The sequence below is a fragment of the Streptomyces sp. NPDC050147 genome, assembly GCF_040660195.1.
Lineage (GTDB): Bacteria > Actinomycetota > Actinomycetes > Streptomycetales > Streptomycetaceae > Streptomyces.
This window is the reverse complement of sequence record NZ_JBFALJ010000019.1, coordinates 102,732-129,167: the sequence shown is the minus strand read 5'-3', so window position 1 is coordinate 129,167 and position 26,436 is coordinate 102,732. Positions and strand designations below refer to the sequence as shown.

Sequence of the window (26,436 nt, the reverse complement as noted above, 5' to 3'; positions counted from 1 at the left end):
TCCTACGTCACTCGGTGGCGATGGCACGCAGCACGTCCAGGCGTGCGGCCCGCCGTGCCGGACGCAGACCCGCGAGGGCTCCCGCCGCCAGGCCCACCAGGACGACCACCGTCAGTTGCACGGGTGGCACCGCGAACGCGAAGGCACTGCTCGTCGCGCCGTCCGAGGCCTTGACGAGCACCCAGCCGAGGAAGCCGCCGAGCACCAGGCCGCCTGCCGTGCCGAAGGCGGCGACAAGCACCGACTCCCAGCGGACCATGGCACGCAGCTGCGCCCTGGTCTGACCGACGGCACGCAACAGGCCCAGCTCACGGGTCCGTTCGTGGATGGCGAGGGTCAGCGTGTTGGCGATGCCGAGCAGGGCGATCAGGACGGCGAGCGCCAGCAGGGCGTAGACCAGCGTGAGCATCATGTCGATGCCGCCCGCCGCGGACTGGGCGTACTCACCACGGGTCTGCACGTCCGGATTGCCGTACTCCTCGGCGACCTCGGAGACCGCGGCCTTGCCGTCGTCCGCGCTCACGCCGTCCTTGAAGCTGACGGAGACGAGACTGTCGGCGTCCTGCATGCGGTGCGGCGCCCAGGCCTCACGGGTGATGACGTAGTCCCCCGCGAGCTCCGACCGGCCGTACAGCGCGCGGACCGTGAAGGTGGCCTTCTTCCCGTCGGCGAAGGCGAGCTCGGCTTTGGAGCCGACCTTCAGGTCCTGCTTCTCGGCCTCCTCGCGGGTGATCGCGATGCCGTGGGTGCCCAGGCCGTCCAGTGACCCGTCGACCTTGCCGAGGTCGAAGGAGTTGGCGAAGGGGCCCGGGTCGGTGACCGTCAGGGCGCGGCCTTCCCCGTCGACCTCCGCCGCGCCCTTGCCGAGCCCCACCGCGGTCGCCACCTCCGGCCGCTCGGCGAGCGCGGGGGCCAGCTTGGGGCTGAGCCCGCTGCCGCCCGCGCCGAAGCCGGGGGTGCTGATGGCGAGGTCACCGGCGAAGGAGCGGTTCACCGTCTGGTCCATGGTCGCTTTCAGGGAGGCGCCGAAGACCGTGAAGAGGGAGACGACGGCGACGCCGATCATCAGGGCGCTCGCGGTGGCGGCGGTCCGCTTGGGGCTGCGCAGGGCGTTGCGCCGGGCGAGTCCGCCCGTGACGCCGCGCAGCCGGTCGAGGGGCCCGCCGAGGACGCGTACCGCTCGCGAGGACGCCACCGGCCCAAGCACCACGAACGCGACGAGCGCGAGGACCGCCCCGGCACCGGCCAGCCACACCGACGGAGTGACGAGGACACCGGCGAGCGAGAGGCCCACGGCGGTGAGCGCGAGGCCCCCGCCCGCGATGGCGCGTCCCCGTGAGGCCCCTGACTGGTCGACCGCGCTCTCCCGCAGCGCGGCCAGGGGTGCGGTGCGCCCGGCGCGTACGGCGGGCAGCAGCGCGGAGCCGACGCAGACCACGATGCCGACCGCCAGCGGCAGCAGCATCGACAGGCCGCTGATCACCAAGTCCCCCTCGGGGAACGGGAACCCGATGACGGGGAAGAGCGCCTGGAGCCCGGCCGCGATCCCGATGCCACCCGCGAGGCCCGCGGCGGACGCGATCACGGCGACCACGCTCGCCTCGGCCAGGGTGGCCGCGGTGACCTGCCTGCGCGAGGCGCCGAGCGCGCGCAGGAGGGCGTTCTCGCGGGTGCGCTGGGCGACGACGATCGCGAAGGTGTTGTGGATGCTGAAGGTGGCGACGAGCAGCGCGACTCCGGAGAAGACCAGCAGGAAGCTGGTGAAGAGCGTCAGGAACTGACCGGAGATGTTGTCCGTGTTCTCCGCCGCCGACGCCTCACCGGTGATCGCCTCAACTCCCTTGGGCAGTACGGGACTCAGCGTGTCCACGAGTTCCCGCTCGCTCACGCCGGGACCGGCCCGCACCTGAATCGTCGCGGCCTCGCCGGGCTTCGGCGTCAGGTACTTCTCGGCGTCGGCCTGCGTCATCCCGGTGAAGGTGGTCTGCGCCATGCCGTCCTCGCCGCCGAAGGTGGCCAGGCCCACGATCGTCACCTGGACGGGGTCGGGGGTGCGCAGCGTGGTCGTGTCACCGATCTTCAGGTCACCGGATTCGGCGGCGCCGCGGTTGACGACGACCTCGCCGGGCCTGGCGGGGGCGCGGCCGTCGGCCAGCTGATAGGCGTTCAGCTCCTTGTCGTCGATCCAGTTGCCGGCGAGCGTGGGCGGGCCTTCGCCGCCGATGGGCTCCCGGTCCTTGCCGAGGAGTTGGCCCGCGCCCTGGATGCTGGGCGCGGCGGCGGCGACGCCCTCGGTGCGCTCGATCTTCTCGACGAGTGAGGTCTTGACGGGCTGCCGGGTGCCCTGGCTGTCGTCGGGGGTGGTGATGGTGTCGGCGCTGCGGACGACAGCGTCGGTGCCACGCGTCGCGTTGCCGAACATCGTGTCGAAGCTGCCGCGCAAGGTGTCACCCATCACGAGCGTGCCCGCGAGGAAGGCGACACCGAGCATGACCGCGAGGAACGTACCCGCGAAGCGACGCTTGTGGCCTCGCAGCGAGGAGAGACTGATGCGCGCGGAGGCACCGAAGGAACTCATGACGCTGCTCCCTCGGCGCGAGAGGCGGTACGCGACCCGGAACCGGCAGGCGACTGCGGGTCGAAGGCCTTGAGCCGGTCCAGGACCGTGTCGGCGGTCGGGTCCGTCATCCGGTCCACGAGGCGGCCGTCGGCCAGGAAGACGACCTCGTCGGCGTGGGCCGCGGCCACCGGGTCATGGGTGACCATGACGACGGTGCGGCCCATCTGCCGCACGGCGCGGCCGAGGAGTCGCAGCACCTCCTCGCCGGAGCGCGAGTCGAGGTTGCCGGTCGGCTCGTCGGCGAAGACGACGTCAGGCCGGCCCGCGAACGCCCGTGCCACGGCGACGCGTTGCTGCTGCCCGCCGGAGAGCTCGGCGGGCCGGTGGTGGAGACGGTCACGCAGCCCCACCACGTCGATGAGGGCGTCGGTCCACTCGGTCGCCGACCCGTCATCGCGCTTGCCCGCGAGGTCCATCGGAAGCGTGATGTTCTCGGCCACGGTCAGCGTCGGCACCAGGTTGAAGGCCTGGAAGACAAAGCCGACGCGGTCGCGGCGCAAGAGGGTGAGCCGCCGGTCGTCGAGCGTGCCGAGCTCGGTGTCGCCGATGTGGGCGGCGCCCGATGTGAGGGTGTCGAGACCCGCCGCGCAGTGCATCAGGGTGGACTTGCCGGAGCCCGACGGGCCCATGATCGCGGTGAAGCGACCGGCGGGAAAGCCGACACTCACCCCGTCCAGGGCCCGTACGGCGGTGTCGCCGCTGCCGTAGACCTTCACGGCGTCGGTGACACGGGCGGCGTCAACGGTGGCGGCGTCGCGGTGCCCGGTCGCGGTGGTCATGCCGCACCGCCCTTGGAGGTGCGCCCGAACTCCTCGTTCAGTACGGAAAGGCGCCGCCAGTACTCGTCCTCGTCGATCTCGCCGGAGGCGAAGCGGCGGCCGAGCACGGCGATGGGCGAGTTCTCGTCGATGCGTACGTTCCGCTCGGCGCCGTCCCGCTGCCACGGCGCCCGGCGGCCCCGCCAGACGGTGCGGCGCAGGAGGGTGATGCCGCCGATCACGACGGCCGCCCAGATGAGCGGGAAGAACAGGATCCACGGGCCGGGCCCGCCGTCGAAGTGAGCCAGGGTGTTCATGGTGTCCATCTCCTCGGGAGCGATGTGCGCCGGATCAGTTGTGTGGGCCGGTGCGATGTCGGTGCGATGTCTCGAGACTCGCGCTCCGAGGGGGGCCGAGTCGTCGTACGGCCAGCGGCAGTGCGCGTACCACTGCGGGAGTACGTGGGGGTTTCGGGGCTGCTCCTGGGGGCTGCTCTCGGGCGCAGCTCTCGGCGGGCAGTTCTCTGCGGGCAGCTCTCGGCGGGCAGCTCTCGGTGGGCGAGCCCGTCGCTCGCCCGCGGCCTCTGCAGCCCTCCACCCCGTCTGTACCTACTAGTATGTACAGTGGCTTCATGAGCACATCGGAGCGTCTGATCGAGTCCACCCGCGAACTGCTCTGGGAGCGGGGATACGTGGGCACGAGCCCCAAGGCGATCCAGCAGCACGCGGGCGCCGGGCAGGGCAGCATGTACCACCACTTCACCGGGAAGCCCGACCTGGCACTCGCCGCGATCAGGCGTACGGCGGAGGAGATGCGTACCAAGGCCGAGGGCGTGCTCGGCGGCACCGGGTCGGCGTACGAACGCATCGAGGCGTATCTACTGCGCGAGCGTGACGTCCTGCGTGGCTGTCCGGTGGGGCGGCTGACGATGGACCCCGATGTCGTCGCTAGCGACGAGCTGCGCACACCCGTCACCGAGACGCTCGACTGGCTGCGGGACCGTATCGCCGGGATCGTCGAAGAGGGCAGGCAGCGGGGCGAGTTCGCGCCCTCGCTCGACCCGCAGGCGATCGCGGCGACGATCGTCGCGACGGTCCAGGGCGGCTATGTACTGGCCCGCGCCTCCGGGTCGCCCGCGGCCTTCGAGACCGGCGTACGCGGTTTGCTCGCCCTCCTGTTCGGCGCCACCACCCCTTCTCCGTAGGGGACTTGACGCGCGGGAACGAAGACACGGCGGCTTGAGACCGAGGAGCGAAACACCATGCACGCGATGCAGTACGAGATCACACTTCCGGCCGACTACGACATGGGCATCATCCGGGAGAGGGTCGCCGCCAAGGGCCACTTGCTGGACGACTTCCCGGGCCTCGGCGCCAAGGCGTACCTGATCCGCGAACGTGGCGTCGACGACTCGCCGGTCAACCAGTACGCACCGTTCTACCTGTGGAACACCCCCGAGGGCATGAACTCCTTCCTCTGGGGCCGTGGATTTCAGGGCATCGTCGACGACTTCGGGCGGCCGGAGGTGCAGCACTGGACGGGACTGGCGTTCGCCCGGGGCGCGGCGAGATCGGCCGCGGGCGCGGGCGCGAAGGCGGCGATACGGCGCCGCATCCGCATCCCGGCCGGTACTCATCTGGGTGGCCTTGCGAGTGAACTGGCGGAAGAGACAGCCCGGTTGACTCGTCAGAAGGGCGCCCTCTTCGCGGCGGCGGCCATCGACCCACGGACCTGGGAGGCGCTGCACTTCTCCGTCTGGGACCACGAGTCCCCCAAGGGGCAGGGCGACGTGTTCCAGGTGCTGCACGTCTCGGCGCCGGAGCGGGACCTTCTCGCCCAGGGCAGGCAGTGGTGAACGCACCGGGCTCGCCGCCCCTCACGCCCCTCGCCCTCCCCGCGACCTCCACGGTCCGCTCAGTACCCACCGTCCGCACGGTTCTCGGGGACATGGCTCCGGCAGACCTCGGCACCTGCGACGCCCACGATCACTTGTTTCTGACAAGCCCTCAACTACCGGGCCAGGAACTTGACTCGCCTTCATCGGCGGCCCGGGAGCTCGCGGCCTTCCGGGATGCCGGGGGCGAAAGCCTGATCCAGTGGACTCCGCTCGGGATGGGACGTCGTGCAGGCGACCTGCCCGAGCTGTCCCGGACTTCCGGCGTACGAATCGTGGCGGCAACGGGGCTCCACCAAGCAGCCCACTACGCACCGGAGTTTCTGGAGCGACTTCACGCTGCCGGACTCGCGGCCCTCTTCGTACGGGAGTTGACCAAGGGCGTGGCCGACACCGGCGTGCGGGCCGGGCTGATCAAGGTCGCGGGTGGATTCCACGGCCTGGACGCGCACGCCCACTGGACGATGGAAGCGGCGGCCGAGGCCCACCACGCGACCGGCGCACCCATCGCCGTCCACCTGGAGCTCGGCACAGGCGCACTGGACGTACTCGACCTGCTGTGCGGCGAGTTGAACGTCCCGGCCGACCGCCTGATCCTCGGCCACCTGAACCGCTCCCCCGACCTCGCGATCCACCGCCAGGCCGCCGAGGCCGGCGCGTACCTCGCTTTCGACGGCCCCTCCCGCGCCAACCACACCACGGACTGGCGCATGCCGGAAGCCGTAAGGTCCCTGGCCGAGGCAGGCTACGCGGACCAACTCCTCCTGGGCGGCGACACGACCACGTCCGGGGCACGCGCGGTGAACGGCGGCCCTGGCCTCCCGTATCTGCTGCGCAGGGTACGGCCGCGGCTCGCACTCGCCGTGGGGGAAGAGATCGTGGCGCGGATGCTGACGGAGAATCCGGCTCGGGCGTTCGCGGTCGACTGGAGGTAGGGGCGACTGCTCCACGGTCGTGGGCGACTGCTCCACCTCGACGTTACCCGTACCACCGAGTTACCAGTAGTGCCGCTCAAGGGGTAACTCATCGAGGGTTAAACTCATCATTGCGTATTGCACTGGACGTTCCAAAACCTATACGGTTCCGACATGGCCCGACCGAGAACCTTCGACGAGGAACGGGCCCTGGACGCGGCGATGCGCGCCTTCTGGGCGAACGGCTACGAGGCCACCTCGACCCAGGATCTGTGCGACGCCACCGGCCTGGGCCGCAGCAGCATCTACAACACCTTCAGCAGCAAGCACGAACTGTTCCAGCGGGCCCTGGCCCGCTACATGGACTCCATGACAGCCGGCCAGGTCGAACTCCTGGAGGATGCCGGTCGCGCCCCGATGGAACGGCTGCGCACCCTCTTCGCCCGGATCGTCGACTCCGAGTTCGAGTGCCGCGAGGGCGAGCACAGCATCGGTTGCCTGACCGTCAACACCACGGTGGAACTCGCCGGGCGCGACCCCGAGGCCGCCGAGATGCTCGCGCGCGATCTCGCGGTGCGACTGGACGCCATCAGCGCCGTCATCCGCTCAGGACAGAGCAGCGGCGACATCGCCTCCACGCGGGACGCGGGGGACTTGGCCCGCTTCCTCAACGCCGTCATCGGCGGGATGCGGATCTCGGCACAGGGCGGGGCCGACCGCGCCGCCCTGAACTCCATCGCCGACACGGCTCTGGAGGCACTGACCCACTGAGTCGCTGAGCCGCCGAGACGCTTAGTCGCCGGGACGCTTAGTCACTGACCTCACCTCACACCCGTACGTACCCACGTACGCCCCTACGCCTCGCTTCCGCATGCCCCAGTTTTGCACCGGTCAGTACATAACCCATCGCCACCCTCACCACCCCACTCCACCCCTGACAGGAGCCCCCATGCCCCGCGCCGTCTACCTCCTGGCCCTCGGCATCTTCGCCATGGTGACCAGCGAGTTCGTGGTCGCCGGACTGATGCCGCAGATGGCCGACGGACTCGACGCCACGATTCCGGAGATCGGCTACCTGATCACCGCCTTCGCCGCGGCGATGGCCTTCGGCGGGCCCTTCCTCACCGTCGCCCTTCTGAAGCTGCGTCAGAAGACTTCCCTGCTCGTCCTGTTCGGCATCTTTCTGGCAGGCAACGTCCTCGCCGCCCTGGCCCCGGACTACCGCACCATGCTGGTGGCCCGTGTCATCACCGGCATCGCGTCGCAAGCCTTCTTCGGCGTCTCCATCTCCCTGTGCGCACAACTCACCCGCCCCGAAGTCCGGGGCAGGGCCATCGCGGTGGCTCTCAACGGGCTGATGCTGGGCACGCTCCTCGGGCTTCCGCTCTCCACCGTCATCGGTGAACACCTGGGCTGGCGCGCCGCGTTCTGGGCGATCACCGTACTGACCGTCCTCGCCGCGCTCGCCACCCTCGTCGGGGTTCCGCGCATAGAGCGCGCGGCCGAAGGCAGCGGCCTCCGTCAGGAACTGGGCGCCTTCCGCAACCGCCGGCTCTGGCTGACCCTCACCACCAGCACGTTCGTCATCGGAGCCACGTTCTCCGCCTTCAGCTACCTCAACCCGATCCTCACCGAGGTCAGCGGCTTCGCCACGGGCTCCGTACCCCTGCTGCTCATCGCGTACGGAGCGGCCACCGTCATCGGCAACACCATCGTCGGCCGGCTCGCCGACAAGCGCACCGTGCCGGTCCTGCTCATCGGCCTGCTGCTCAATCTGGCGTTCCTCGTCGGCTTCGCCTCTCTCGCCCAACTGAGCGCCGCTGCCGTGCTGTTGATGATGGGCATCGGCCTGGTCGGCGTCACCATGAACCCGGCCCTGGTGACCCGCGTCCAGCGTGCGGGCAATGCCGGGCCGCTGGTCAACACCGTCCACTCCTCGTTCATCACCCTCGGCATCATCATCGCGACGTCCCTTGGCGGACCCGCCATCGATACGTTCGGCCTGCGGGCGCCGCTCTGGATCGGCGCCGCCCTCGCCGCGCTCGGCCTCGTCACCCTCCTGCCCGACCTGAAGCGGCTGCGCGACAGTCGAACCACCCCAGCAGCAACGGGAGTTGGGGCGGCTCAGAGCCGCCCGACCACGAACGAGTCCGCTCCCGCCTAGCCCAGCGCCCCGAGGGGGTCGTCGAGCACCGGCTGCCAAGCCAGCTCGGCGGCCCCCACCAGGCTGTTGTGGTCCAGCGTGCAGGCAAGGATCGGTACGCCGCCGCTGCGCCCCCACAGGCTCCGGTCGGCGACGACGGCGCGCAGCCGCTCGGGGTCGGCCTCGAGGAGCGCGCGGTGCAGGCCGCCCAGGATGATGCGGTCCGGGTTGAGGATGTTCACCAGGCCGGCGAGCCCCAGGCCGAGTCGGTCGATGAGCTCCTCGGCCGCCGCACGGACCGCCGGATCTCCGCCCCCGTCACGCAGCAGTTCGCGGGCCTGCAGCAACAGCCCCTCGGGGCCCGGCTCGCGCCCCGCCGCCGTGAGGAAGGCCAGCGGGTCCGTCTCGACGTCCAGGCAGCCCCGGCTGCCGCAGTGGCAGGGGCGACCCTCCGGATTGACGGTGAGGTGACCGACTTCGAGCGCGAGACCCGAACTGCCGGTGTGCAGACGCCCGTCGAGTACGAGCGCGCCGCCGACTCCCCGGTGCCCGGTCGCGACGCACAGCAGATCGCGGGCACCGCGCCCGGCGCCGTGCCGGTGCTCGGCGAGCGCGGCGAGGTTGACGTCGTTGGCGGCGAAGGCGGGCCCGGTGATCCCCGCGTCCCGTACGCAGTCGGCGAAGATCTGGCGTACCTGCGAGCCGGCGGGCCACGCCAGGTGCAGCGGGTTGAGCGCCGTGCCCTCAGGTTCGGCGACGGCCGACGGCACGGCGAGGCCCGCGCCCACGCACCGCCTGCCGGTCTCCCGCAGCAGTTGCGCACCCGCGTCGATCACCGAGCCGAGCACCTGTGCCGGGTCGGCGTCGATCGTCTCGCAGCCGGGCGCCGTGGCGACGATACGGCCGCCGAGCCCGACGAGCGCGGCCCGGAATCCGTCAGAGTGCACCTGCGCGGCGAGCGCCACGGGACCGTCCTCCGCGATGGAAAGGCCGTGCGAGGGGCGGCCCTGGGAACCCGCGGGCGCGCTCGGCCTCGCGTCGATCCTGATCAGGCCGAGGGCTTCCAGCTCGGCTGCGACCGCGCCCGCCGTGGCACGGGTGACACCGAGTTCGGCGGTGAGCACGGCACGGGTCGGGGCGCGCCCGGTGTGGACGAGCTCAAGAGCGGGCCCGAGCGCGCCGCGCCCTCGCTCCAGGCGCGTACGCGTGGACAGATCCCCCTCGTCGCGGGGGGCAGCCTTGCCGTTCATGAGGGCGAGTCTCCCATGATCCGTACGACGCCTCGCCGTTCAGCCGTCATCTGCTCGTACACCGCCCGCCCCCTGCCCTTCCCCTGCCGCCCCACAAGAACCTTCCCCTCCGAGAACCGGCCCCCGGGCGAGCCGCCCACTCACCGTTGACTTCCAGACCACGAAATTCCGCAGCTCTCCGGTGACTCACGCAGTGACTCACCGGTTGGCTCACCCTCCACCCACAGTGGCCGCCACCTCACAAGAACCGTCTTGTCGTTACGGGGGCGCACCTCTACTCTGACTTTGTGCCGCTAGTAAACAAAACCACGTCCGCAGCGTCGCGGGCCACTCCGCCGGGCCTTGCCCGGCTCCGTGTCGCACTCACCGTCTTCTTCGCGCTCGACGGCTTCATCTTCGCCGGATGGGTCGTCCGTATCCCCGCCATCAAGGAACAGACCGGCGCTTCGGCGAGCGATCTCGGGCTGGCGCTGCTCGGGGTCTCCGCCGGCGCCGTGATCACGATGACGCTCACCGGACGGCTCTGCCGCCGCTTCGGCAGCCATCCGGTCACCGTGGCCTGCGGGGTCCTGATGCCGCTGAGCATCGCGCTGCCGCCGCTGACCCACTCGGCGCTCTCACTCGGGCTCGTACTCCTGGTGTTCGGAGCCGCTTACGGCGGGATCAACGTGGCGATGAACAGCGCCGCCGTCGACCTGGTGGCCGCCCTGCGGCGCCCGATCATGCCCAGCTTCCACGCCGCCTTCAGCCTCGGAGGCATGGTCGGCGCGGGGCTCGGCGGGCTGATAGCCGGCTCCCTCTCTCCCACGCGCCACCTGCTCGGCCTCACCGTGATCGGCCTGCTCGTCACCGCCGTCGCGGGCCGCACCCTCCTGCGCCTCGAACCGCCCGCACCCCCGGCCGGCCGGCCCGACTCGCAAGGCACCGCGCGCCGCGTCGACTCCCGCCCCCACACCCGCGGACTGGTGATCGTCTTCGGGCTCATCGCGCTCTGCACGGCGTATGGCGAGGGAGCGCTGGCCGACTGGGGCGCTCTCCACCTCGAACAGGACCTGGCCGCCCACCCCGGCATCGCGGCCGCCGGCTACTCCTGCTTCGCCCTCGCCATGACCATCGGCCGCCTCAGCGGAACCACCCTCCTCGAACGCCTCGGCCAGACCCCCATCCTCGTAGGGGGCGGCGCCACGGCCGCCGCAGGCATGCTGCTCGGCGCGCTCGCGCCCACCGTCTGGCTCGCCCTCATCGGCTTCGCCGTCACCGGACTCGGCCTCGCCAACATCTTCCCCGTCGCCGTCGAACGCGCCGGCGCCCTCGCAGGACCCAGCGGCGTCGCCACCGCCTCCACCCTCGGCTACGGCGGCATGCTCCTGGGCCCACCCGCCATCGGATTCATGGCCGACTGGTTCACCCTCCCCACCGCCCTCACCAGCGTGGCGGTACTCGCGGGACTCGCGGCACTCATCGGCTACACCACCCGCCGCTGACGGAACCCGCATGGCTCGCGGCGCTCCGCCAACTCGAAAGCACGGCAGGGCGATATATCGCCGGCTCGTCACCTATCGGTACCTCATCGCGTACCGTCCTCGACTGCAGCCTGGCGTTCCGCACCGAAGAGCCTGCGGTGCGTACTCCGCCCGCCGCGGTGGTCGCGTGCTGCACGTGACCTCACCGGCCCGCCTCGCCGCTCGCTACCCCACCTCCGGCGGCACGTACGTCACGGCCGCGAGCGGCTGGGTCGCTTCTGGGGGCTTCCTCATCGGCAAGACCGCCTCCTGCGCCGCCATGGACCTCACGGTCGCTACCGCGTACGCGGTACTCCGTTCGCGGTACACGTGCCGCACCGGTCAGGGGCAGGTGATCACCTGTGCCGCGTAGCTGAGGCCCGCGCCGAAGCCCATCAGCAGGATCGGGTCGCCGGGGCGGACACGGCCGAGGTCGATCAGCCGCGAGAGTGCCAGCGGCACGGACGCCGCGGAGGTGTTGCCGGTCTCCACGATGTCCCGGGCCACGGCGGCGTTCGTGGCGCCGAGGCTCGTCGCCAGGCGTTCGATCATCCGTAGGTTCGCCTGGTGCGTCACAAAGCCCTTGAGGTCGGCCGGGGCGATCTTGGCGCGCGCACAGGCCGCCGCCGCCACCGCGGCCAGCTCCGAGGTCACCCAGCGGTAGACCGCCTGGCCCTGCATCGTCACGCTGCCGTGCCGGTCGGGGATGGTGACGAGGCCGGCCTTGTCGCCGTCTCCGCCCCACTCCACCGGGTGGATCCCCACCTGTTCCGCGGGGACGACGACAGCCGCACCGGCCCCGTCGGCGAAGACGGTCGCGGTGTCCACGTCCTGTTGGTCCACCCAGTCGGTCATCCGCTCCGCCCCGATGACAAGGGCCCGACGGCTGGTGCGGGAGCGGATGAGGCCGTCGGCGACGCCCAGTGCGTAACAGAAGCCCGCGCAGGCCGCGTTGACGTCGAAGGCGGCGATGCGCGGGACACCGAGAAGCGCCGCGACCGACGCCGCCCCGCTCGGCATGGGAGAGGGCATGGAGCAGGTGGCCAGGATCAGCAGATCGACGTCGGTGGGGGCGAGACCGGCAGCCGAGAGCGCCTTGGCCGCCGCGCCCGCCGCCATCCCCGTGACTGTCTCCTCCGCTCCGGCGAACCGCCTCTCGCGGACGCCCACCCGCCGCTCGATCCACTCGGCCGTGACACCGAGACCTTCGCCCAACTCCTCGTTGTCGACCAACCGTTCCGGGCGGACGCCGGCGACGGCCGCGATCCGGGAACCGGCCACGGCGTCGGACACGGCCGGAGCAGATGAATTGGACGACATACGGTCACCTCGAGCTGTCTGCGGCGGCGGATCGCCCGGTGGGAACCGAGAATTCGGCCCTCCGGAGAACCTGAATGAGGGGCAGGCGTTTTGCACGGAGTCGTCAACTCCACTTGACGGAAACTTTCCTTTGTCCTCGTCCGACTCGGTACACGGTCGCGCACCGGAGAATGGTGAATGAGAGGGCAGATGAAGGGACGGATTGCGATACGGATTGCACTGCGCCATCCCTGCAAAGAGTTCCGCATGAGGAACGAAAGGCGCACACTCACCTCCGCGCGGCGACCGCCGCGGTACCGGGTCGGAACGCCCCCTCTACGCGGCGAACCCCCGTGCCACCATAGGGCGTTGAGCGATCAACTAGTTACGATCGCGATCATCGGGCCGTCGGGCAATCGCGTGAACGGGCCACCGCCACGCCATTCTCCGCCCGAGCGGACTGACGTACATGCGCGTGGAATCCGGTGACGGCGGACGACCCTCGCCATGGGAGTACAGTGCGAGTTGTACAAGCCCCAACGGTGACGGGCCAGTTCGGGCGTTGCCTTATTTACTGTCGAGTCAACGGGGGATCGGCGGTTGCGTGCGATAGACCGATGCGATTCCTCACGCGGTGACGACTTTCCCAAGGAGCTGGAGAACGCATGCACGGGGACATTCAGGTCGGCGGAGGCGTCGAAAGGCCGATAAGAGGCGGTGGTGGCCGCCTGGCATCGGTGGAGCGGTCCGCCCTGCGGGTGCTGACGCCGCGGGAGCTCGAAGTGTTCAGCGTGCTGCCGGACGGCGAGGGCAATCGGGAGCTCGCCCGCCGGCTCGGCATCGCGGAGCGGACGGTCAAGGCCCACCTCACCAGCATCACGCGGAAGCTGGGGCTGCGGTCCCGGGTGGAGGCCGCACTCCTCGCCGCGGAGTGGTCCGACGATCTCCGGGCCGCCGATCCGAAGGGCCTCGACAGGCCGTAGTGACACTTTCGATGCCCTCGACACCGTCGACACTTTCATGACTGATTCCCTTCCGGTGGGGGCGACGGGCAAGCCGCCCGGGCCGCGCGACACCGACACCGTCGCGGACCCCGACGCTCCGCTCGACACCGCGGGCAAGATCGACACGGTCAACGCGGTCGACGTGTGGACGCTGTGGATTCCGGACCTCGCCGCGGCAGCCGCCGCGCGCGCCGGGATCCTCGACGCCGAAGAGGCGAAGCGCGCCGCCGGGTTCCAGGACCCGGCGGCACGCACGCGCTACGTCACGTCCCATGTGGGGCTGCGCGTGCTGCTCGGCGCCCGCATCGGGACCGCTCCCCAGGACGTCGCCCTCGTCCGCGAGCGGTGCGGGATGCCCGGCTGCGAGAAACCGCACGGACGGCCCGCCGTCGCCGGTCGCCCCGGAGTGCACTTCTCGCTCTCGCACGCCGGGGACGTCGCGCTCTGTGCGCTGGCCGCCTCGCCGGTCGGGGCCGACATCGAGTCCATGGAACTGGCCGGCGACGGCCTCGGACGGTTGGCCGGGCGCCTGCACCCCGGCGAGCGGTGCGCCCTGGACACCCTGTCCCCGGCGGCGCGTCAAGAGGCACTGCTCGGTTGCTGGGTGCGCAAGGAAGCCTTCCTCAAAGGGATCGGCACCGGACTGCCCGGCGGGATCGGCGCTCATCACGTCGGCCTCGCCGCGGCGGTGGCCCCGCCCTGGGCGCCGCCCGTGCCCGACGGCTGGGCCCTCCTCGACGTGCCCGCGCCCGACGGCCATCACGCCGCCGTCGCCTTGCGTCTACAGGACCCCGTGGGACGGGTCCGGCTCCCCACCATGCGTATCTCCCGACTGCTGCTGGAGTGACTGGAACGGCGGCCGGGGCGACGCACGCACCCGCCCGGCGAGGGGCGAGGCGCGAGGCTCCCGTGGGCCCTCCGCCGCCCGGCCCGGACGCCCTACTGCTCCGCCGCCTTGACCACCTTGTTCAACCGGTGCATCCGGGTCGCCAGGCTCATCCGGCCCTCCAGCCGGAACGCCGGAGGCCGCCGCCCGTCCACGTCGGCGAAGCCGTACTCGAGAGCCAGGTCGCCGGTGCTGAGCACCTTGCCCGTGCGCTCCATCACCTCGGGGTCCGCGAGCAGGGCCGCGATCGCCCGTCCCACGTACTCCGGGGAGTGCACCACCGACGCGGGACCGTCGCCCATCGCCTCCCAGGCCGCCTCCACCCGCTCCGTACGGACGAAGCCCGGATGCAGGGAGAGCGCCGCGACACCCTTCTTGCGCAGGTCGGCGGCGAAGCCCCGGCACATGCGGTCGGAGCCCGACTTGAAGACGTCGTAACCGACCTGGCCGAGATAGATGTCGCCGTCGGAGAAGCTGATGCCGACCACCAGGCCGCTCCGCTGCGGCAGCATCAGCGGGACGAGCCTGCGGGTGACGTCGTACTGCGCGCGCAGCGACGTCTCGAAGAGGTCGTAGCGCCACATCGGCTGGTCCCAGAAGGGTGCGTCGAAACGGACCTCGGAGGAGCGTTCGTAGCCTCCCCAGGCGTTGTTGACCAACAGGTCCAGTCTGCCGTGATCGGCCTCGACGCGGGCGGCGAGCGCCTCGTTGTCCCCGGCCGCACCGTGGTCGCAGCGCACGGCGATGCCCTTGCCGCCGCGCTGGGTGACCTCGTCGGCGGTGCCGTCCACCGTGCCGGGCAGTCCTTCGGTGCGGGCGCCGTCCCGAGTGCTGCGGCCCGTGACGTACACGGTGGCGCCCGCGGCGCCGAGCGCGAGCGCGATGCCGCGGCCCACACCACGGCTTGCGCCGGTGACGACGGCCACCTTGCCGCCCAGGTCCGGCGCGTTCCATTCCTCGTTCACAGCACTTTCCTTCCGTTCGTCCGGCCGCGTGGCCCCGGCCGCTGGGTCTAGCCGAGGTGCTCCGCCGCGTACTCCAGGCTCGCCAAGTACGCCGTGGTGTCGTCGACTTGCGGAATTCCGTAGCGCTCGCGCAGCTCGGGCATGGAGGTGGGCAGCACACCTCCGCTGCACCGGGTGACCTCACTGACGTCACGCAGGACGGACAGGAAGGAGCGGGTACGCGGAGCGGTGTTCTCGATGGCGCCGGGGGCCAGCTCGTCGGCGTTCACCACCGGCGGCGGCGTCAGCGAACGGCCACGCCCGGCCGCGTGCTTGGCCAGGACCCGCAGGCAGGACTCGATGTCCATGGCCTCCGGGCCGTACGTCACCCAGAACTCGCCCGTGTCGTCGCCCAGTTCGATGGCGCGCAGGACCGCCTTGGACAGCAGGTCCTGCGGGACGAAGTCCATCCGGATGCCCGGGTGCGCGGGGATGAAGGGCGCCTTGCCGCGGCCCAGCCAGTCCGACATCAACTGCACGATCTGGCCCTGTGAGGTCCAGCCCGTGATGGAGTCGCCGATGAGGTTGGTGGGGCGGAAGACGGTGTGCCGCACCCCGCTGTCGCGCAGGACCTGCTCGGCCTGCCGTTTCGAACTGATGTAGTTGCGGCAGACGTTGGCCTCGCCGAGCGGCGTGGGCGCGCTGTCCGCGAGCGCGGCCACGAACGCCGTACTCATGAAGTGGACGACCGCGTCCGCGCGTTCGGCGAACTCGGCGACCCGCCGAGTGCCCTCGATGTTGATCGGGCGGTAGGCCTCGGCGGGCAGGCCCCATTCGGTCAGGCCCGCGGAGTGGATGACGACATCGACCTCGGCGGCCAGTGCGGCGTAGCTGTCCTCGTCGAGGCCGAAGCGCTCCGCGGTCATGTCAAGCCGCAGCGACCGCGCGTCCCCGGCCTCGGGCACCGGTGTGCTGTGGGTGGCGACCACGAACCGCGGGCCGCGCGGCTCCCGCAGCAAGGAGCGTCCGACGACCCCGGAGGCTCCGGTCAGCAGGACGGTGGGGCGGTTGTGACCGCTTTCGCCGCTCAGGGTTCGACTCATGCGCGCGAGTCCTTCCAGTCCATCAGCCGTGCCACAGCACGGGCGCCGGCGTACAGGACCGGGTCGGGTGGGAACGAGGCGGGCGGCTTGCGCCGTTCGTCGTCCACGAACAGCAGCCGCGAGTGGTCCGTGTCCTTGCCGAGCGTGAGGTCGCGCAGGACCTTGCCGCCGGTGTGGGTGGCCGCGATGCCGTTGCCGCAATAGCCGTACCCGTACAGGATGTTGCCGCCGCCGAGCCTGCCGAAGTGCGGGGCGAAGTCACGGACGACGTCGGCGGTCCCGCCGTAGGCGTAGGTGAACTCCACGTCGCCCCACATCGGGAAGAAGCGCAGGAACTCCCGGTGGATCTCGCGGTAGGCCTCGGGCCGGTTCATGTTCCGCTGCCGCTTGTCCCTGCCGTAGTAGTACGGGGCCGGGCCGCCGGCGAACATGATGCGGTTGTCGTGCGTGAAACGGGCGCAGGTCAGCAGGGACTTGGCCTCGACGAGGCCCTCGCGCCCCTCCCAGTTCACGCGCCCCGACTGGGCGTCGGTGAGCGGCTCGCTCACCATCGCGTACGTCCAGATCGGGATCACCTTCCTGCGGAACGGCGGGAAGGCGTCCATGTGGACGTTGGTGGCCAGGACGACCTTGTCGGCCGTGACCTGTCCGCCGGCGGTCACGACGGTCGGCCGCACGCCCGGTTCCACGCGCAGGCAGGGCGAATCGTCGTAGATCGTCACGCCCTTCTCACGCACCACACGGGCGATGCCGCGGGAGAGTTTGAAGGGGTTCACGAGCGCGCCGCCGGTGCGCATGCTGCCGAGCACCGCGGGCGATCCGATGATGGATCGGGACTCCTCGCCCGGGAGGATCTCCAGCTGCGCGGCGCCCATGCGCTCGGCGAGAGCCCGGTCGTGCTCGAGACGCTTGAGCTGGGCGGCGTCCGTGGCCACCATCAGGTAGTCGTTGGCCTCGTACTCCGCGTCGACGCGGTTCTTGCGGGCGAACCTGCCGATCTCCAGGATCGACCGGCCGACCGCCTGCGACGCCTCGAGCGCGCGCTGGAGCCCGAATTGCTCCACCAGGGCCTGGATGTCTTTGCCGATGGTCGGCGTGACGAAACCATCGGCGCGGCCCGATGCCCCGTAGCCGGAGTAATGCGCCTCGACGATACGGATATCGAGCGCGGGCTCGGCCTCTTTGAGGAAATAGGCCGTCCACAGGCCGGTGAAACCGCCGCCGACGATGCAGACATCGCAGTCGACGCGCTCCCGGAGAGGGGCTTCGACGGTGACCTTTTCTGTGTCATGCCAGTAGACGACATGCTTGTACGCGTTCAATTGAGTGCTCCTCAGAGGACCCGCCGGTGAAGCTGTCGGTCACACGGCTTCGAGAACGATCCTCGACAGGCCCAGATGACGGTTTCTGAAGTGGCCGACCGTGGAGCTCAGATAGCGCTCGTAGTTGGCGACGTTTTCTTCGCCCGCCACCTTCACGGCCTGATCGCGGTTGGCCCGCAGCCGGTCGAACCATTCCTGGCAGGTACGGCTGTAGTCATCCGGGTCGTTGCGCAGACGGACGACGTCAAAGCGCTTCTCACTCGATTCGAGAACCTCGGAGAGCGCCGGAATCTCGGACTCCGGAAAGATGGTGTCCATGATGAACAGCAGGTCCCGCACGGTCTGCTTGTCCATCTGGACGTTGTTTCCCTTGATGTTCGTCTGCAGCGCGAGCCGGCCGCCCGTGGGCAGCCAGGAACGGCAGCGCTCGAAGAACTCGCGGTAGGCGGCGACCCGCTCGGCACGGGACAGGCCGGTGCGTGCGAAGTGCTCGAAGGCGCCGATGGAGATGATCGCGTCGTACGGCTCGGCGGGCTCGTGGTCGAGCCAATTCTCCACCCGCACCTCGGTGCGCTCCAGCGCCAGTTCCCGCAGGCGTTCCGCCTGGCTGTCGCTGAGCGTGAGGCCGACGGCCTGCTCCACGCCGTGCGTGCGGACCAGCCGTTCGAGCAGGCTTCCCCAGCCGCAGCCGACGTCGAGGACACGACGCGCACCGCTGGCCCGCGCACCTTCGATGAGGTGGTCGAGCTTGCGCTTCTGGGCGCTCTGGAGCGTGTCGCCCTCTTCCCACAGCGCACAGGTATACGTGAGGTCCGCGTCAAGCCACAGCGCGAAGAAGTCGTTGGAGACGTCGTAGTGATGCTTGATGGACTCCGCGGTGGCGCCCTGGTAGTCGAGGACCGTCACGCGGCCGCGCTGCCCTGCTTGGTCTCCTCGGCGAGCTTCACCAGGTCCGCGACCGTCTTCACGCTCGCGGCCCTGCTCTCGTCGAACTCGATCTCGAGGTCGTCCTCGATCGTGTAGACGATGTCGGCGATCTGCAGGCTCGACAGGCCCACCGAGTCGAATGCGGTGTCCTCGTTCAGAGTGTACGAATTCGCCTTGCTGCCGAGCTTCTTGGCAATGCGGACACACACTTCTTCAGCAGTTATCACGGGACAGCCTTTCCGGTGCGCGGTGAAGAGGACAGCGGTGAAGGGGATGACCGAAGGTTCTACGGAACCCGCGATTCAGCCGCCGTATACAGGAGATCGAGGGTGGAATTACGAGGCAGTTGCCTCCGAGGCGCGGGCTGGAGCCGCACGGCTCACCTCGTCCGTGCACTCATCCCTCACCTTGCGGCGGACGGCTCCTGCACGGGAGTCGCCACGGTACCCAGGCGGCCGTCGGCCGACCATTGCCCTTTAGGGCAATGATCGTTCTTGGTCGAGTTGTTGCTGGCGAAAAAGAGTCTGAGATGTTTTGCTTACCCCGGCTCACCCACCCGAGCGGCTACCACGCCGCCCAACTGGGCATCCAGCGCTGCGTCCAGTGCGAGCGTCCCTTCGCACCCCCCCGAATCAGTACAGCTCCGAGGAGATGTGAAATGGCTGAGGTAGACCTTTCGGCTGGCACCGTGGAGTATCAGGACACCGGCGGCGAGGGGCCGGTCGTGGTCCTGCTGCACGGTGTCGCGATGGACGGCTCCCTGTGGCGGAACGTCGTAGCGCCACTGCGGTCCGAATTCCGTTGCGTGGTACCGACGTTGCCGCTGGGTGGTCACCGCAGGCCGATGAAGCCGGACGCGGACCTGTCGATCGCTGGTGTGGCCCGGCTGGTCGCGGAGTTCCTCGACCGGCTCGACCTGCGCGACGTCACGCTGGTGATGAGCGACTGGGGCGGTGCGCAGGCCCTGGTCTCCGAGGGCAGGGACGAGCGGATCGGGCGTCTCGTCATCACCTCGTGCGAGGCGTTCGACAACTTCCCGCCGGGCGTGCCCGGAAGCAACCTCTTCACCTCGGCGAAGCTGCCCGGCGGCATCAACTTCGCCTTCAAGCTGCTGAAGTGGAAGCCGATGCGCCGACTTCCCATGACCTGGGGCTGGATGAGCAAGCGGCCGGTCCCCCACGAGGTGATGAACGCCTGGTTCGAACCGCTGTGGACCTCCAAGGAGATCCGCCGGGACCTGCGCAAGTACGTGCTCGGGGTGCCGCCGAAGAGCGAACTGCTCGGCTGGGCGGACAAGTTGCGTGACTTCGACCGGCCCGCGCTCGTGGTGTGGGCCGCCGAGGACAAGGTGATGCCGCCCGAGCACGGGCGCAAGCTCGCCGAGCTGCTCCCCAAGGGCGAGCTCGTCGAGATCGCGGACAGCTACACCCTCATTCCCGAGGACCAGCCCGAACAGCTCAGCGGCCACATCCGCTCCTTCCTGCTGACGGGCAAGGCCACCTCCTCGTAGGAGCAACGCCTGCAGGAGCGCCCCTCCCGGCGGGAGGTCGGCCTCCCACCAGGGCGGACGACGGAACTCTGTGGCCGCATCCCCCACCCGGGAGCGGCGGTGAAACGCGGGGGCGCAGGGAGACGACGTGGAGGACGGCATGGCTGACCCGATGGACGAGCCGACCCGGCGAACAGGGCCGGCAGAGGACGCGCACACCGCGGTGACCGGGCCTGACGGGCCACGCGGGCTGCACGCACCACACGGGCAGGACGGGGTGCCGGGCGGGGGCTTCGCGCAGCGCCTGGCCGGGCTGTCGGCCGACCGTCGCCCGGCGGCCCTTCTCGATCTGGTCCGCGAGGAGACCGCGGGCCTGGCGGGCACCGACCCGCTCGACATCGACCCGGAGATGGCCTACCGCGACTACGGCTACAACTCCCTCGCCGCCGTGGAGCTGACCACGCGGCTGAGCCAGGCCACCGGCCTCGAACTACCCCTCACCCTGCTCTTCGACCACCCGACCGCGGCCTCCGTCGCGGAGCATCTGCTCGGTCTCCTCGGCTTCGCGCGCCCCGAGAACGACGCCCAGGAGGCGGAAGCAGCGCCGGGCCCGGACCCCGACGACGACCCGATCGCCGTGGTGGGCATGGCCTGCCGCTATCCGGGCGGCGTGACGTCCCCCGCCGGCCTGTGGGACTTGGTGGCCGCCGGACGCGACGCCGTCTCGGACTTCCCCTCCGACCGGGGATGGGACCTCGACGGCCTTTTCTCGGCCGACCCCGAGCAGCCCGGCACCAGTTACGCGCGCACCGGGGGATTCCTCGATCCGGTCGCCGACTTCGACGCGGAGTTCTTCGGCATCGCGCGCCGCGAAGCACTGGCGATGGACCCCCAGCAACGGCTGCTCCTGCAGACCGTCTGGGAATCCCTGGAGAGCGCGGGCATCGACCCCGGCCGCCTGAAGAAGTCACGGACCGGCGTCTACGTGGGCAGCAGCGGCCAGGACTACGAGAACGTGGCGCGCTTTGGCCCCGGCGAACTGGAGGGTTACTGGGGCATCGGTTCCGCGGGCAGCGTCCTGTCGGGCCGGGTCGCCTATGCCTTCGGCTTCGAGGGCCCGGCTCTCACCGTCGACACGGCCTGCTCGTCGTCCCTGGTGGGCGTGCACCTGGCCGTCCAGGCGCTGCGCCGGGGCGAGTGCACGCTCGCTGTGGCGGGCGGCGCCACCGTGATGGCCACGCCGAAGGTCTTCACCGAGTTCAGCAGGCAGCGCGCGCTGTCGCCGGACGGCAGGTGCCGCTCGTACGCGGAGGCGGCCGACGGCACCGGCTGGGCCGAGGGCATAGGTGTCGTACTCCTCGAACGCCTCAGCGAGGCCCGCCGCAACAACCACCGCGTCCTCGCCCTCATCCCGGGCACGGCGGTCAACCAGGACGGTGCCAGCAACGGCCTCACCGCCCCGAACGGCGGCTCCCAGCAGCGTGTCGTCAGCCAAGCGCTCACCGACGCCGGTCTGCGCCCGGGCGACATCGACGCGGTCGAGGGGCACGGCACCGGCACCACGCTCGGCGATCCCGTCGAGATCGACGCCCTCACGGCGGTCTTCGGCCGGGACCGTCCCGCCGGGCAGCCCCTGCGGCTCGGCTCGCTGAAGTCCAACATCGGCCACAGCCAGGCCGCCGCGGGCGTCGGCGGCCTGATCAAGACGATCCAGGCGCTCCGCCACGAGGTGCTCCCCCGGACGTTGCACGTCGACCGGCCCACGCCGAAGGCCGACTGGTCCGGCGACGTGGTGTCCCTGCTCACCGAGGCCGCCCCGTGGCCGCGCGGTGAGCGGGTCCGCCGGGCCGGGGTGTCGGCCTTCGGCGTGGGCGGGACCAACGCGCACGTCCTCGTGGAGGAGGCGCCCGCCGCGCCGGCGCAGACGACAGCGCCCGAGGACCGGCCATCCCGGTCTCAACTCCCGGCCGCAGCAACCGTGATGATGACACCCGTGTCGGTGCCGTGGTCGACGACGCCCGCGTCGGTGCCGTGGGTACTGTCCGCGAAGACGCCAGCCGCCCTGCGCTCCCAAGCCCGCGGTCTGCACACCCATCTCACCACCACACGGCCGGACGCGACGCCCAGCCAGGTCGGCGCCGCCCTCGCCCACACCCGCGCCCACTTCGACCACCGGGCCGGTCTCACCGGCACCACCCGCGCCGAGCTCCTCGACGCGGTTGCCGCGCTCGCCCGGGGCGAGGAGGCGGAGCAGCTGACCCGGGCCCGCGCCCGCGCCGGGAAGACCGTCTTCGTCTTCCCCGGCCAGGGCTCCCAATGGATCGGCATGAGCCGTGAACTCGCCGCCGCGCACCCGGTGTTCGCGAAGGAGCTCGGCGCCTGCGCCGACGCGCTCGCACCCCACACCGACTTCTCGCTCGACGAGGTCCTGAGCGGGGCGCCGGACGCTCCCCCGCTGGACCGGGTGGACGTCGTACAGCCTGCGCTGTTCGCGGTGATGGCGGCGCTCGCCGCGCTCTGGCGCCACCACGGCGTGCACCCTGACGCCGTGGTCGGGCACTCGCAGGGCGAGATAGCCGCCGCGTACGTCGCCGGAGGCCTCTCGCTGCAGGACGCCGCCCGCGTCGTGGCCCTGCGCAGCAAGGCCATCGCCCAGATGGAGGGGCGCGGCGGCATGGCCTCGGTGACGGCCTCGCCCGAGCGGCTGCTGCCGCTTCTGTCGGACTGGGGCGGACTCCTGTCCGTCGCCGCCGTCAACGGCCCCTCCTCCATGACGGTTTCGGGGGACTCCGATGCCCTGGACGCGCTGCTCGCCCGCTGCGCCGCCGAGGGCATCTGGGCCCGGCGGGTCCCCGTCGACTACGCCTCGCACTCGCCCCAGGTCGAGTCGATCGAGGGGCGTCTTGCCGAGGTCCTCGCACCGATCGCGCCGCGCTCCGGTGAGGTGCGCTTCCACTCCACCGTCACCGCGGGCGAGTTCGACACCAGCGGCCTCGACGCCGGGTACTGGTACCGGAACTTGCGCCGAACCGTGCGCTTCGAGGAAGTCGTCCGTGCGCTGCTCGACCAGGGGCACACCACGTTCATCGAGGTGAGCCCACACCCGATCCTCACCTTCGCGGTGGAGCAGACGGCGGAGCAGATGGCGCTGCCGGCAGGCGGGAGCGGGCGGGCCGCCGCTGCCGTCCTGGGTTCGGCCCGGCGCGAGCGCGAGCAGGCGCAGTTCGCCGCCTCGCTGGCCGCCGCGCACGCGCACGGGGTGCCCGTGGACTGGGAAGCCGTGTTCGACCCGGCCACCGCGCGTGACGTCGACCTCCCCACCTACGCCTTCGAGTCGACGCGCTACTGGGCGGCGCCGCGGCCCGTGGCGGGTGACATCGGGCAAGCGGGGCTGCACTCCACCGGACACCGGCTCCTGACCGCCGGATCCGAACTCGCCGACGGCAGTGGGTGGTTGTTCACCGGGCGGGTCTCACGGGGAACGCATGACTGGCTGAACGACCACGCGGTGTACGGCACGGCCCTGCTGCCGGGCACCGCCTTCGTGGACATGGCCGTTCTCGCCGCCTCCTACGTCGGCTGCGATGTCGTCGAGGAGCTGACGCTGGAGGAGCCGCTGGTGTTCCCCGACGAGGGCGCCGTCGACCTCCAGGCGTCGGTCGGCACCCCGGACTCCCGGGGGCGGCGGCCGGTGTCTGTCCACTCCCGGCCTGCCGGCTCCCGGCCTGCCGACGCGACGGGCGGCGACGACTGGACGCGGCACGCCGGCGGCTTCCTCGCGCCCGCCCCCGCCCAGGCGGACGGCGGCGGCTCCCCAGGCCCCGCCTCCTGGCCCCCGGCGGGCGCCGAGCCGCTGGACGTCGCCGACCTCTACGAGCGGCTCGCCGACCGGGGCTTCGGATACGGGCCTGCCTTCCGCGGGCTGCACGCGGCCTGGCGGCACGACGGTGTGCTCCTCGCCGAGGTGGACAGCACGGAGGCCGGGGAGATCGGGGGCACCGAGGGGTACGGGGTGCACCCGGCCCTGCTCGACGCCGCGTTCCACGCCCAGCTGACCGAGCTGGCCGGTGCCGACGGCGCGTCCGGGCAGGCCTGGCTGCCGTTCACCTGGTCCGGCGTACGGGTCCTGCGGCCGGGCGCCACGCACCTGCGGGTGTCCCTCACCCCGCTCGGCGAAGGCACCGTAGGGATGTCCGCGGTGGACGCGGCAGGCAGCCCGGTGGTCTCCGTCGACTCGGTCGTGGCCCGCCCGGTGGACCCGTCCCGCCTGGCCGGCACGCGCGGTCCGGCCGACTGCCTCTTCCGCGTGGACTGGCAACCGGCACCGGCCCCGGACCCCGCCATCGCTTCCGCCATCGCCTCCGAACGCTGGGCGCTCCTGGCCGAGAACGGGACGCCCACCGTGCACCCGGACGCCACGAGCGACCCGAGCGCCCCCACCCCACAGCCTCCCGCCTACCCGGGCCCCACCCACCTCGCCACCAACGCTGCCGAACGCTCGGCGGCCCTGAACAAGAACGGGACAGCCCCCGCACACCCCGACACCACGAGCGACCCGAACACCCCCACCCCACAGCCTCCCGCCCACCCCGACCTGACTCACCTCGCCGACGCGCTGGCCGCAGGCGCCCCCGTTCCGGACACCGTCGTCGCCTTCGTGCCCGCGGCGCGCGGCAAGCCCACCGCGGAGGCGGTCCGCTCCCGCGCCCATCGCACCCTCGCGCTGCTGCGCGGCTGGCTGGCCGATGAGCGGTTCGCCGACTCCCGGCTGGTGCTGGTCACGCGGAACGCTGTGGCCACCGCTCCCGGCGAGGCCGTCGCCCCCGAGCTCGCACCGCTGTGGGGGCTGGTGCGCACGGCGCAGTCGGAGCACCCCGGCCGCTTCACGCTGGTCGACCTGGCCGACGACGCGTCCGACGATCCCGCACGCGTCCTGCCCGTCGCGCTCGCCGCCGATGAACCCCAGGTCGCCGTACGCAACGGTGTACTCCACGTACCCCGTGCCGTCCGAGTCCGTGGCGCCTTTGGCGGCCCGCTCCCCTTCGACCCGGACGGCACGGTCCTGATCACCGGAGGCACCAGCGGACTCGGCGCCCAGCTGGCCCGGCATCTCGCCGCCGAACGGGGCGCGCGGCACCTGCTGCTGGCGAGCCGTCGCGGCCGGGACGCCGAGGGCGTGCCGGAGCTGACGGCCGAACTGGCCGGCCTCGGCGCCCGGGTCACCGTCGCGGCCTGCGACATCACGGACCGGTCGGCGACGGCGGAGCTCCTCGCGTCGGTGGACGCCGCGCACCCGCTGACCGCCGTCATCCACTCGGCGGGAGCGCTGGACGACGGCCTCCTGGAGACGCTGACACCCGAGCGGCTGGATCGCGTGCTGCGCCCCAAGGTGGACGCGGCCCTGCACCTGCACGAGCTGAGCGAGTCCGTGCCGCTCGCCGCGTTCGTCCTGTTCTCCTCGGTCGCGGGCGTCATCGGCGGCCCGGGGCAGGGCAACTACGCGGCGGCCAACACGTTCCTCGACTCCTTCGCGCAGTGGCGGCGCGCCCAGGGGCTGCCCGGCCTCTCGCTGGCCTGGGGCCTGTGGGAGGAGGCGAGCGACATGACGCGGCACCTCGGCGACGCCGAAGTGGCCCAGTTGGGCAGATCAGGGCTCGCACCGCTGGCCACCGCCGAGGGGCTGCGCCTGTTCGACGCGGTGCACGGCACGCAGGACGCTCTGCTGCTGCCGGCCCGGCTCGACCTCGGCTCCTTGCGGGCCCAGGCCCGCGAGGGGTCGCTGCCCACCGTGCTGCGGGCCCTGGTGCCGAGCGCGCACGGCCCCGCGGGCCGGTCGGCCGCGGCGCTGCCCGCGCGCCTCGCGGCCGCTCCGCCCGAGGAGCGCGACGCGCTGGTGCTGGCGGCGGTGGCCGCGGAGGTCGCCGTGGTGCTCGGCCACGAGGACTCGGGCGCCATCGATCCAGAGCGTCCCTTCAAGGAACTGGGTCTGGACTCGCTGGGCGCGGTGCGCCTGCGCAACCGGCTTGGCCAGGTGACCGGCCTGACCCTGCCGTCCACCCTGGTGTTCGGTCACCCGACTGTCCCCGCGCTCGCCGCGCATCTACGCACGCTGCTCGACGAGCAGGCCGCCGGGGACGAGAAGGCGGCGGCGCCCGATGTGCTCGCGGATCTGGACCGTCTCGCCGGGCTGCTTCCTTCGGTCTCGGAGTCCGCCGTGGCGAGTGTCCGTACGCGGCTGCGGTCCCTGCTCACGGTCCTCGACGACAGGGGCCGGGAAGACGGCGAGGACGGCGGCGCCGGCCTGCGCAGGGAGCGCATCGACGAAGCGTCCGCCGACGACCTGTTCGACCTGATCGACAACGACTTGGGGGTGGGCTGAAC

At 71.3% G+C, this 26,436-nt stretch carries 21 protein-coding genes; 11 read left to right on the top strand and 10 right to left on the bottom strand.

What is annotated here, in order from left to right:
• Positions 1–7: 7 nt before the first annotated feature.
• From AB0I94_RS27015 to AB0I94_RS27005, 3 genes are read right to left on the bottom strand one after another with little or no spacing between them, the layout of a single operon-like run.
• Positions 8–2,578 carry an FtsX-like permease family protein gene (locus AB0I94_RS27015; protein WP_363312260.1) on the bottom strand — a complete coding sequence of 857 codons (2,571 nt, stop codon included), beginning with the start codon at positions 2,576–2,578 and terminating at the stop codon, positions 8–10.
• Positions 2,575–3,399 carry an ABC transporter ATP-binding protein gene (locus tag AB0I94_RS27010; protein WP_363312259.1) on the bottom strand — a complete coding sequence of 275 codons (825 nt, stop codon included), beginning with the start codon at positions 3,397–3,399 and terminating at the stop codon, positions 2,575–2,577. The genes AB0I94_RS27015 and AB0I94_RS27010 overlap by 4 nt, the downstream gene beginning before the upstream one ends.
• The gene (locus tag AB0I94_RS27005) at positions 3,396–3,695 is read right to left on the bottom strand and encodes an SHOCT domain-containing protein (RefSeq protein ID WP_344523883.1); all 300 of its coding nucleotides are present in this window, start codon (positions 3,693–3,695) and stop codon (positions 3,396–3,398) included. Before AB0I94_RS27005 ends, AB0I94_RS27010 begins: the two co-directional genes overlap by 4 nt.
• Before the next feature lie 314 nt (positions 3,696–4,009).
• Here AB0I94_RS27005 and AB0I94_RS27000 point away from each other — a divergent pair, with 314 nt between their 5' ends.
• The 5 genes from AB0I94_RS27000 to AB0I94_RS26980 all read left to right on the top strand — a co-directional run bounded on the left by AB0I94_RS27000 (position 4,010) and on the right by AB0I94_RS26980 (position 8,350).
• Positions 4,010–4,582 carry a TetR/AcrR family transcriptional regulator gene (locus tag AB0I94_RS27000; RefSeq protein WP_363312258.1) on the top strand — a complete coding sequence of 191 codons (573 nt, stop codon included), beginning with the start codon at positions 4,010–4,012 and terminating at the stop codon, positions 4,580–4,582.
• Between the two features lie 57 nt (positions 4,583–4,639).
• Complete coding sequence (locus AB0I94_RS26995) at positions 4,640–5,233, top strand: DUF4865 family protein (RefSeq protein WP_363312257.1); 594 nt, start codon at positions 4,640–4,642, stop codon at positions 5,231–5,233.
• Positions 5,234–5,325: 92 nt separating this feature from the next.
• On the top strand, positions 5,326–6,207 hold the full coding sequence (locus AB0I94_RS26990; protein ID WP_363312256.1) for a phosphotriesterase: 882 nt from the start codon (positions 5,326–5,328) through the stop codon (positions 6,205–6,207).
• Positions 6,208–6,360: 153 nt separating this feature from the next.
• Positions 6,361–6,957 (top strand): TetR/AcrR family transcriptional regulator, encoded by a 597-nt coding sequence (locus AB0I94_RS26985; RefSeq protein ID WP_363312255.1) that lies wholly within the window; start codon positions 6,361–6,363, stop codon positions 6,955–6,957.
• A 178-nt stretch (positions 6,958–7,135) separates the two neighbouring features.
• Positions 7,136–8,350 carry an MFS transporter gene (locus AB0I94_RS26980; protein WP_363312254.1) on the top strand — a complete coding sequence of 405 codons (1,215 nt, stop codon included), beginning with the start codon at positions 7,136–7,138 and terminating at the stop codon, positions 8,348–8,350.
• Here the strand turns inward: AB0I94_RS26980 and AB0I94_RS26975 are convergent.
• On the bottom strand, positions 8,347–9,579 hold the full coding sequence (locus tag AB0I94_RS26975; RefSeq protein WP_363312253.1) for an ROK family protein: 1,233 nt from the start codon (positions 9,577–9,579) through the stop codon (positions 8,347–8,349). The genes AB0I94_RS26980 and AB0I94_RS26975 overlap by 4 nt on opposite strands.
• Positions 9,580–9,866: 287 nt before the next feature.
• Here AB0I94_RS26975 and AB0I94_RS26970 point away from each other — a divergent pair, with 287 nt between their 5' ends.
• Entirely contained in the window at positions 9,867–11,063 is a 1,197-nt protein-coding gene (locus AB0I94_RS26970) for an MFS transporter (RefSeq protein WP_363312252.1), read from the top strand.
• A 166-nt stretch (positions 11,064–11,229) separates the two neighbouring features.
• The gene (locus tag AB0I94_RS26965; protein WP_363312251.1) at positions 11,230–11,454 is read left to right on the top strand and encodes a hypothetical protein; all 225 of its coding nucleotides are present in this window, start codon (positions 11,230–11,232) and stop codon (positions 11,452–11,454) included.
• Here AB0I94_RS26965 and AB0I94_RS26960 read toward each other — a convergent pair.
• Positions 11,424–12,401 carry a beta-ketoacyl-ACP synthase 3 gene (locus AB0I94_RS26960; protein WP_363312250.1) on the bottom strand — a complete coding sequence of 326 codons (978 nt, stop codon included), beginning with the start codon at positions 12,399–12,401 and terminating at the stop codon, positions 11,424–11,426. The two genes, AB0I94_RS26965 and AB0I94_RS26960, sit on opposite strands and share 31 nt — an antisense overlap.
• Before the next feature lie 644 nt (positions 12,402–13,045).
• Between AB0I94_RS26960 and AB0I94_RS26955 the strand changes: the two genes are divergently transcribed.
• Both AB0I94_RS26955 and AB0I94_RS26950 read left to right on the top strand, forming a co-directional pair.
• The gene (locus AB0I94_RS26955; RefSeq protein ID WP_363312249.1) at positions 13,046–13,363 is read left to right on the top strand and encodes a helix-turn-helix transcriptional regulator; all 318 of its coding nucleotides are present in this window, start codon (positions 13,046–13,048) and stop codon (positions 13,361–13,363) included.
• A gap of 37 nt (positions 13,364–13,400) precedes the next feature.
• Positions 13,401–14,231, top strand: a complete 831-nt coding sequence (locus AB0I94_RS26950; RefSeq protein ID WP_363312248.1) for a 4'-phosphopantetheinyl transferase superfamily protein — start codon at positions 13,401–13,403, stop codon at positions 14,229–14,231.
• Positions 14,232–14,323: 92 nt separating this feature from the next.
• Here the strand turns inward: AB0I94_RS26950 and AB0I94_RS26945 are convergent, their stop codons facing one another.
• The 5 genes from AB0I94_RS26945 to AB0I94_RS26925 are packed head-to-tail and all read right to left on the bottom strand — an operon-like array spanning position 14,324 to position 18,775.
• Positions 14,324–15,235, bottom strand: a complete 912-nt coding sequence (locus tag AB0I94_RS26945; RefSeq protein ID WP_363312247.1) for an SDR family NAD(P)-dependent oxidoreductase — start codon at positions 15,233–15,235, stop codon at positions 14,324–14,326.
• Between the two features lie 47 nt (positions 15,236–15,282).
• Positions 15,283–16,317 carry an SDR family oxidoreductase gene (locus tag AB0I94_RS26940; protein ID WP_363312246.1) on the bottom strand — a complete coding sequence of 345 codons (1,035 nt, stop codon included), beginning with the start codon at positions 16,315–16,317 and terminating at the stop codon, positions 15,283–15,285.
• Positions 16,314–17,639, bottom strand: coding sequence for an FAD-binding oxidoreductase (locus tag AB0I94_RS26935; RefSeq protein ID WP_363312245.1), 1,326 nt, complete (start codon positions 17,637–17,639; stop codon positions 16,314–16,316). Before AB0I94_RS26935 ends, AB0I94_RS26940 begins: the two co-directional genes overlap by 4 nt.
• Positions 17,640–17,678: 39 nt before the next feature.
• Positions 17,679–18,545 (bottom strand): cyclopropane-fatty-acyl-phospholipid synthase family protein, encoded by an 867-nt coding sequence (locus AB0I94_RS26930; RefSeq protein ID WP_363312244.1) that lies wholly within the window; start codon positions 18,543–18,545, stop codon positions 17,679–17,681.
• On the bottom strand, positions 18,542–18,775 hold the full coding sequence (locus tag AB0I94_RS26925) for an acyl carrier protein (RefSeq protein WP_363312243.1): 234 nt from the start codon (positions 18,773–18,775) through the stop codon (positions 18,542–18,544). Before AB0I94_RS26925 ends, AB0I94_RS26930 begins: the two co-directional genes overlap by 4 nt.
• Before the next feature lie 449 nt (positions 18,776–19,224).
• On the opposite strand from AB0I94_RS26925, the gene AB0I94_RS26920 reads away from it, so the two are divergent.
• Both AB0I94_RS26920 and AB0I94_RS26915 read left to right on the top strand, forming a co-directional pair.
• Positions 19,225–20,076 (top strand): alpha/beta hydrolase, encoded by an 852-nt coding sequence (locus AB0I94_RS26920; protein WP_363312242.1) that lies wholly within the window; start codon positions 19,225–19,227, stop codon positions 20,074–20,076.
• Positions 20,077–20,215: 139 nt separating this feature from the next.
• On the top strand, positions 20,216–26,434 hold the full coding sequence (locus AB0I94_RS26915; RefSeq protein WP_363312240.1) for an SDR family NAD(P)-dependent oxidoreductase: 6,219 nt from the start codon (positions 20,216–20,218) through the stop codon (positions 26,432–26,434).
• The last annotated feature ends 2 nt before the right edge of the window (positions 26,435–26,436 follow it).

Excerpts from the sequence above, each read along its gene's own strand:
- AB0I94_RS26940 (WP_363312246.1), bottom strand. The coding sequence starts at position 16,317 with ATGAGTCGAACCCTGAGCGGCGAAAGCGGTCACAACCGCCCCACCGTC.
- AB0I94_RS27005 (WP_344523883.1), bottom strand. The coding sequence starts at position 3,695 with ATGAACACCCTGGCTCACTTCGACGGCGGGCCCGGCCCGTGGATCCTG.
- AB0I94_RS26985 (WP_363312255.1), top strand. The coding sequence starts at position 6,361 with ATGGCCCGACCGAGAACCTTCGACGAGGAACGGGCCCTGGACGCGGCG.
- AB0I94_RS26995 (WP_363312257.1), top strand. The coding sequence starts at position 4,640 with ATGCACGCGATGCAGTACGAGATCACACTTCCGGCCGACTACGACATG.
- AB0I94_RS27015 (WP_363312260.1), bottom strand. The coding sequence starts at position 2,578 with ATGAGTTCCTTCGGTGCCTCCGCGCGCATCAGTCTCTCCTCGCTGCGA.
- AB0I94_RS26990 (WP_363312256.1), top strand. The coding sequence starts at position 5,326 with ATGGCTCCGGCAGACCTCGGCACCTGCGACGCCCACGATCACTTGTTT.
- AB0I94_RS26950 (WP_363312248.1), top strand. The coding sequence starts at position 13,401 with ATGACTGATTCCCTTCCGGTGGGGGCGACGGGCAAGCCGCCCGGGCCG.
- AB0I94_RS26955 (WP_363312249.1), top strand. The coding sequence starts at position 13,046 with ATGCACGGGGACATTCAGGTCGGCGGAGGCGTCGAAAGGCCGATAAGA.
- AB0I94_RS26915 (WP_363312240.1), top strand. The coding sequence starts at position 20,216 with ATGGCTGACCCGATGGACGAGCCGACCCGGCGAACAGGGCCGGCAGAG.
- AB0I94_RS26975 (WP_363312253.1), bottom strand. The coding sequence starts at position 9,579 with ATGAACGGCAAGGCTGCCCCCCGCGACGAGGGGGATCTGTCCACGCGT.
- AB0I94_RS27000 (WP_363312258.1), top strand. The coding sequence starts at position 4,010 with ATGAGCACATCGGAGCGTCTGATCGAGTCCACCCGCGAACTGCTCTGG.
- AB0I94_RS26920 (WP_363312242.1), top strand. The coding sequence starts at position 19,225 with ATGGCTGAGGTAGACCTTTCGGCTGGCACCGTGGAGTATCAGGACACC.
- AB0I94_RS27010 (WP_363312259.1), bottom strand. The coding sequence starts at position 3,399 with ATGACCACCGCGACCGGGCACCGCGACGCCGCCACCGTTGACGCCGCC.
- AB0I94_RS26960 (WP_363312250.1), bottom strand. The coding sequence starts at position 12,401 with ATGTCGTCCAATTCATCTGCTCCGGCCGTGTCCGACGCCGTGGCCGGT.
- AB0I94_RS26980 (WP_363312254.1), top strand. The coding sequence starts at position 7,136 with ATGCCCCGCGCCGTCTACCTCCTGGCCCTCGGCATCTTCGCCATGGTG.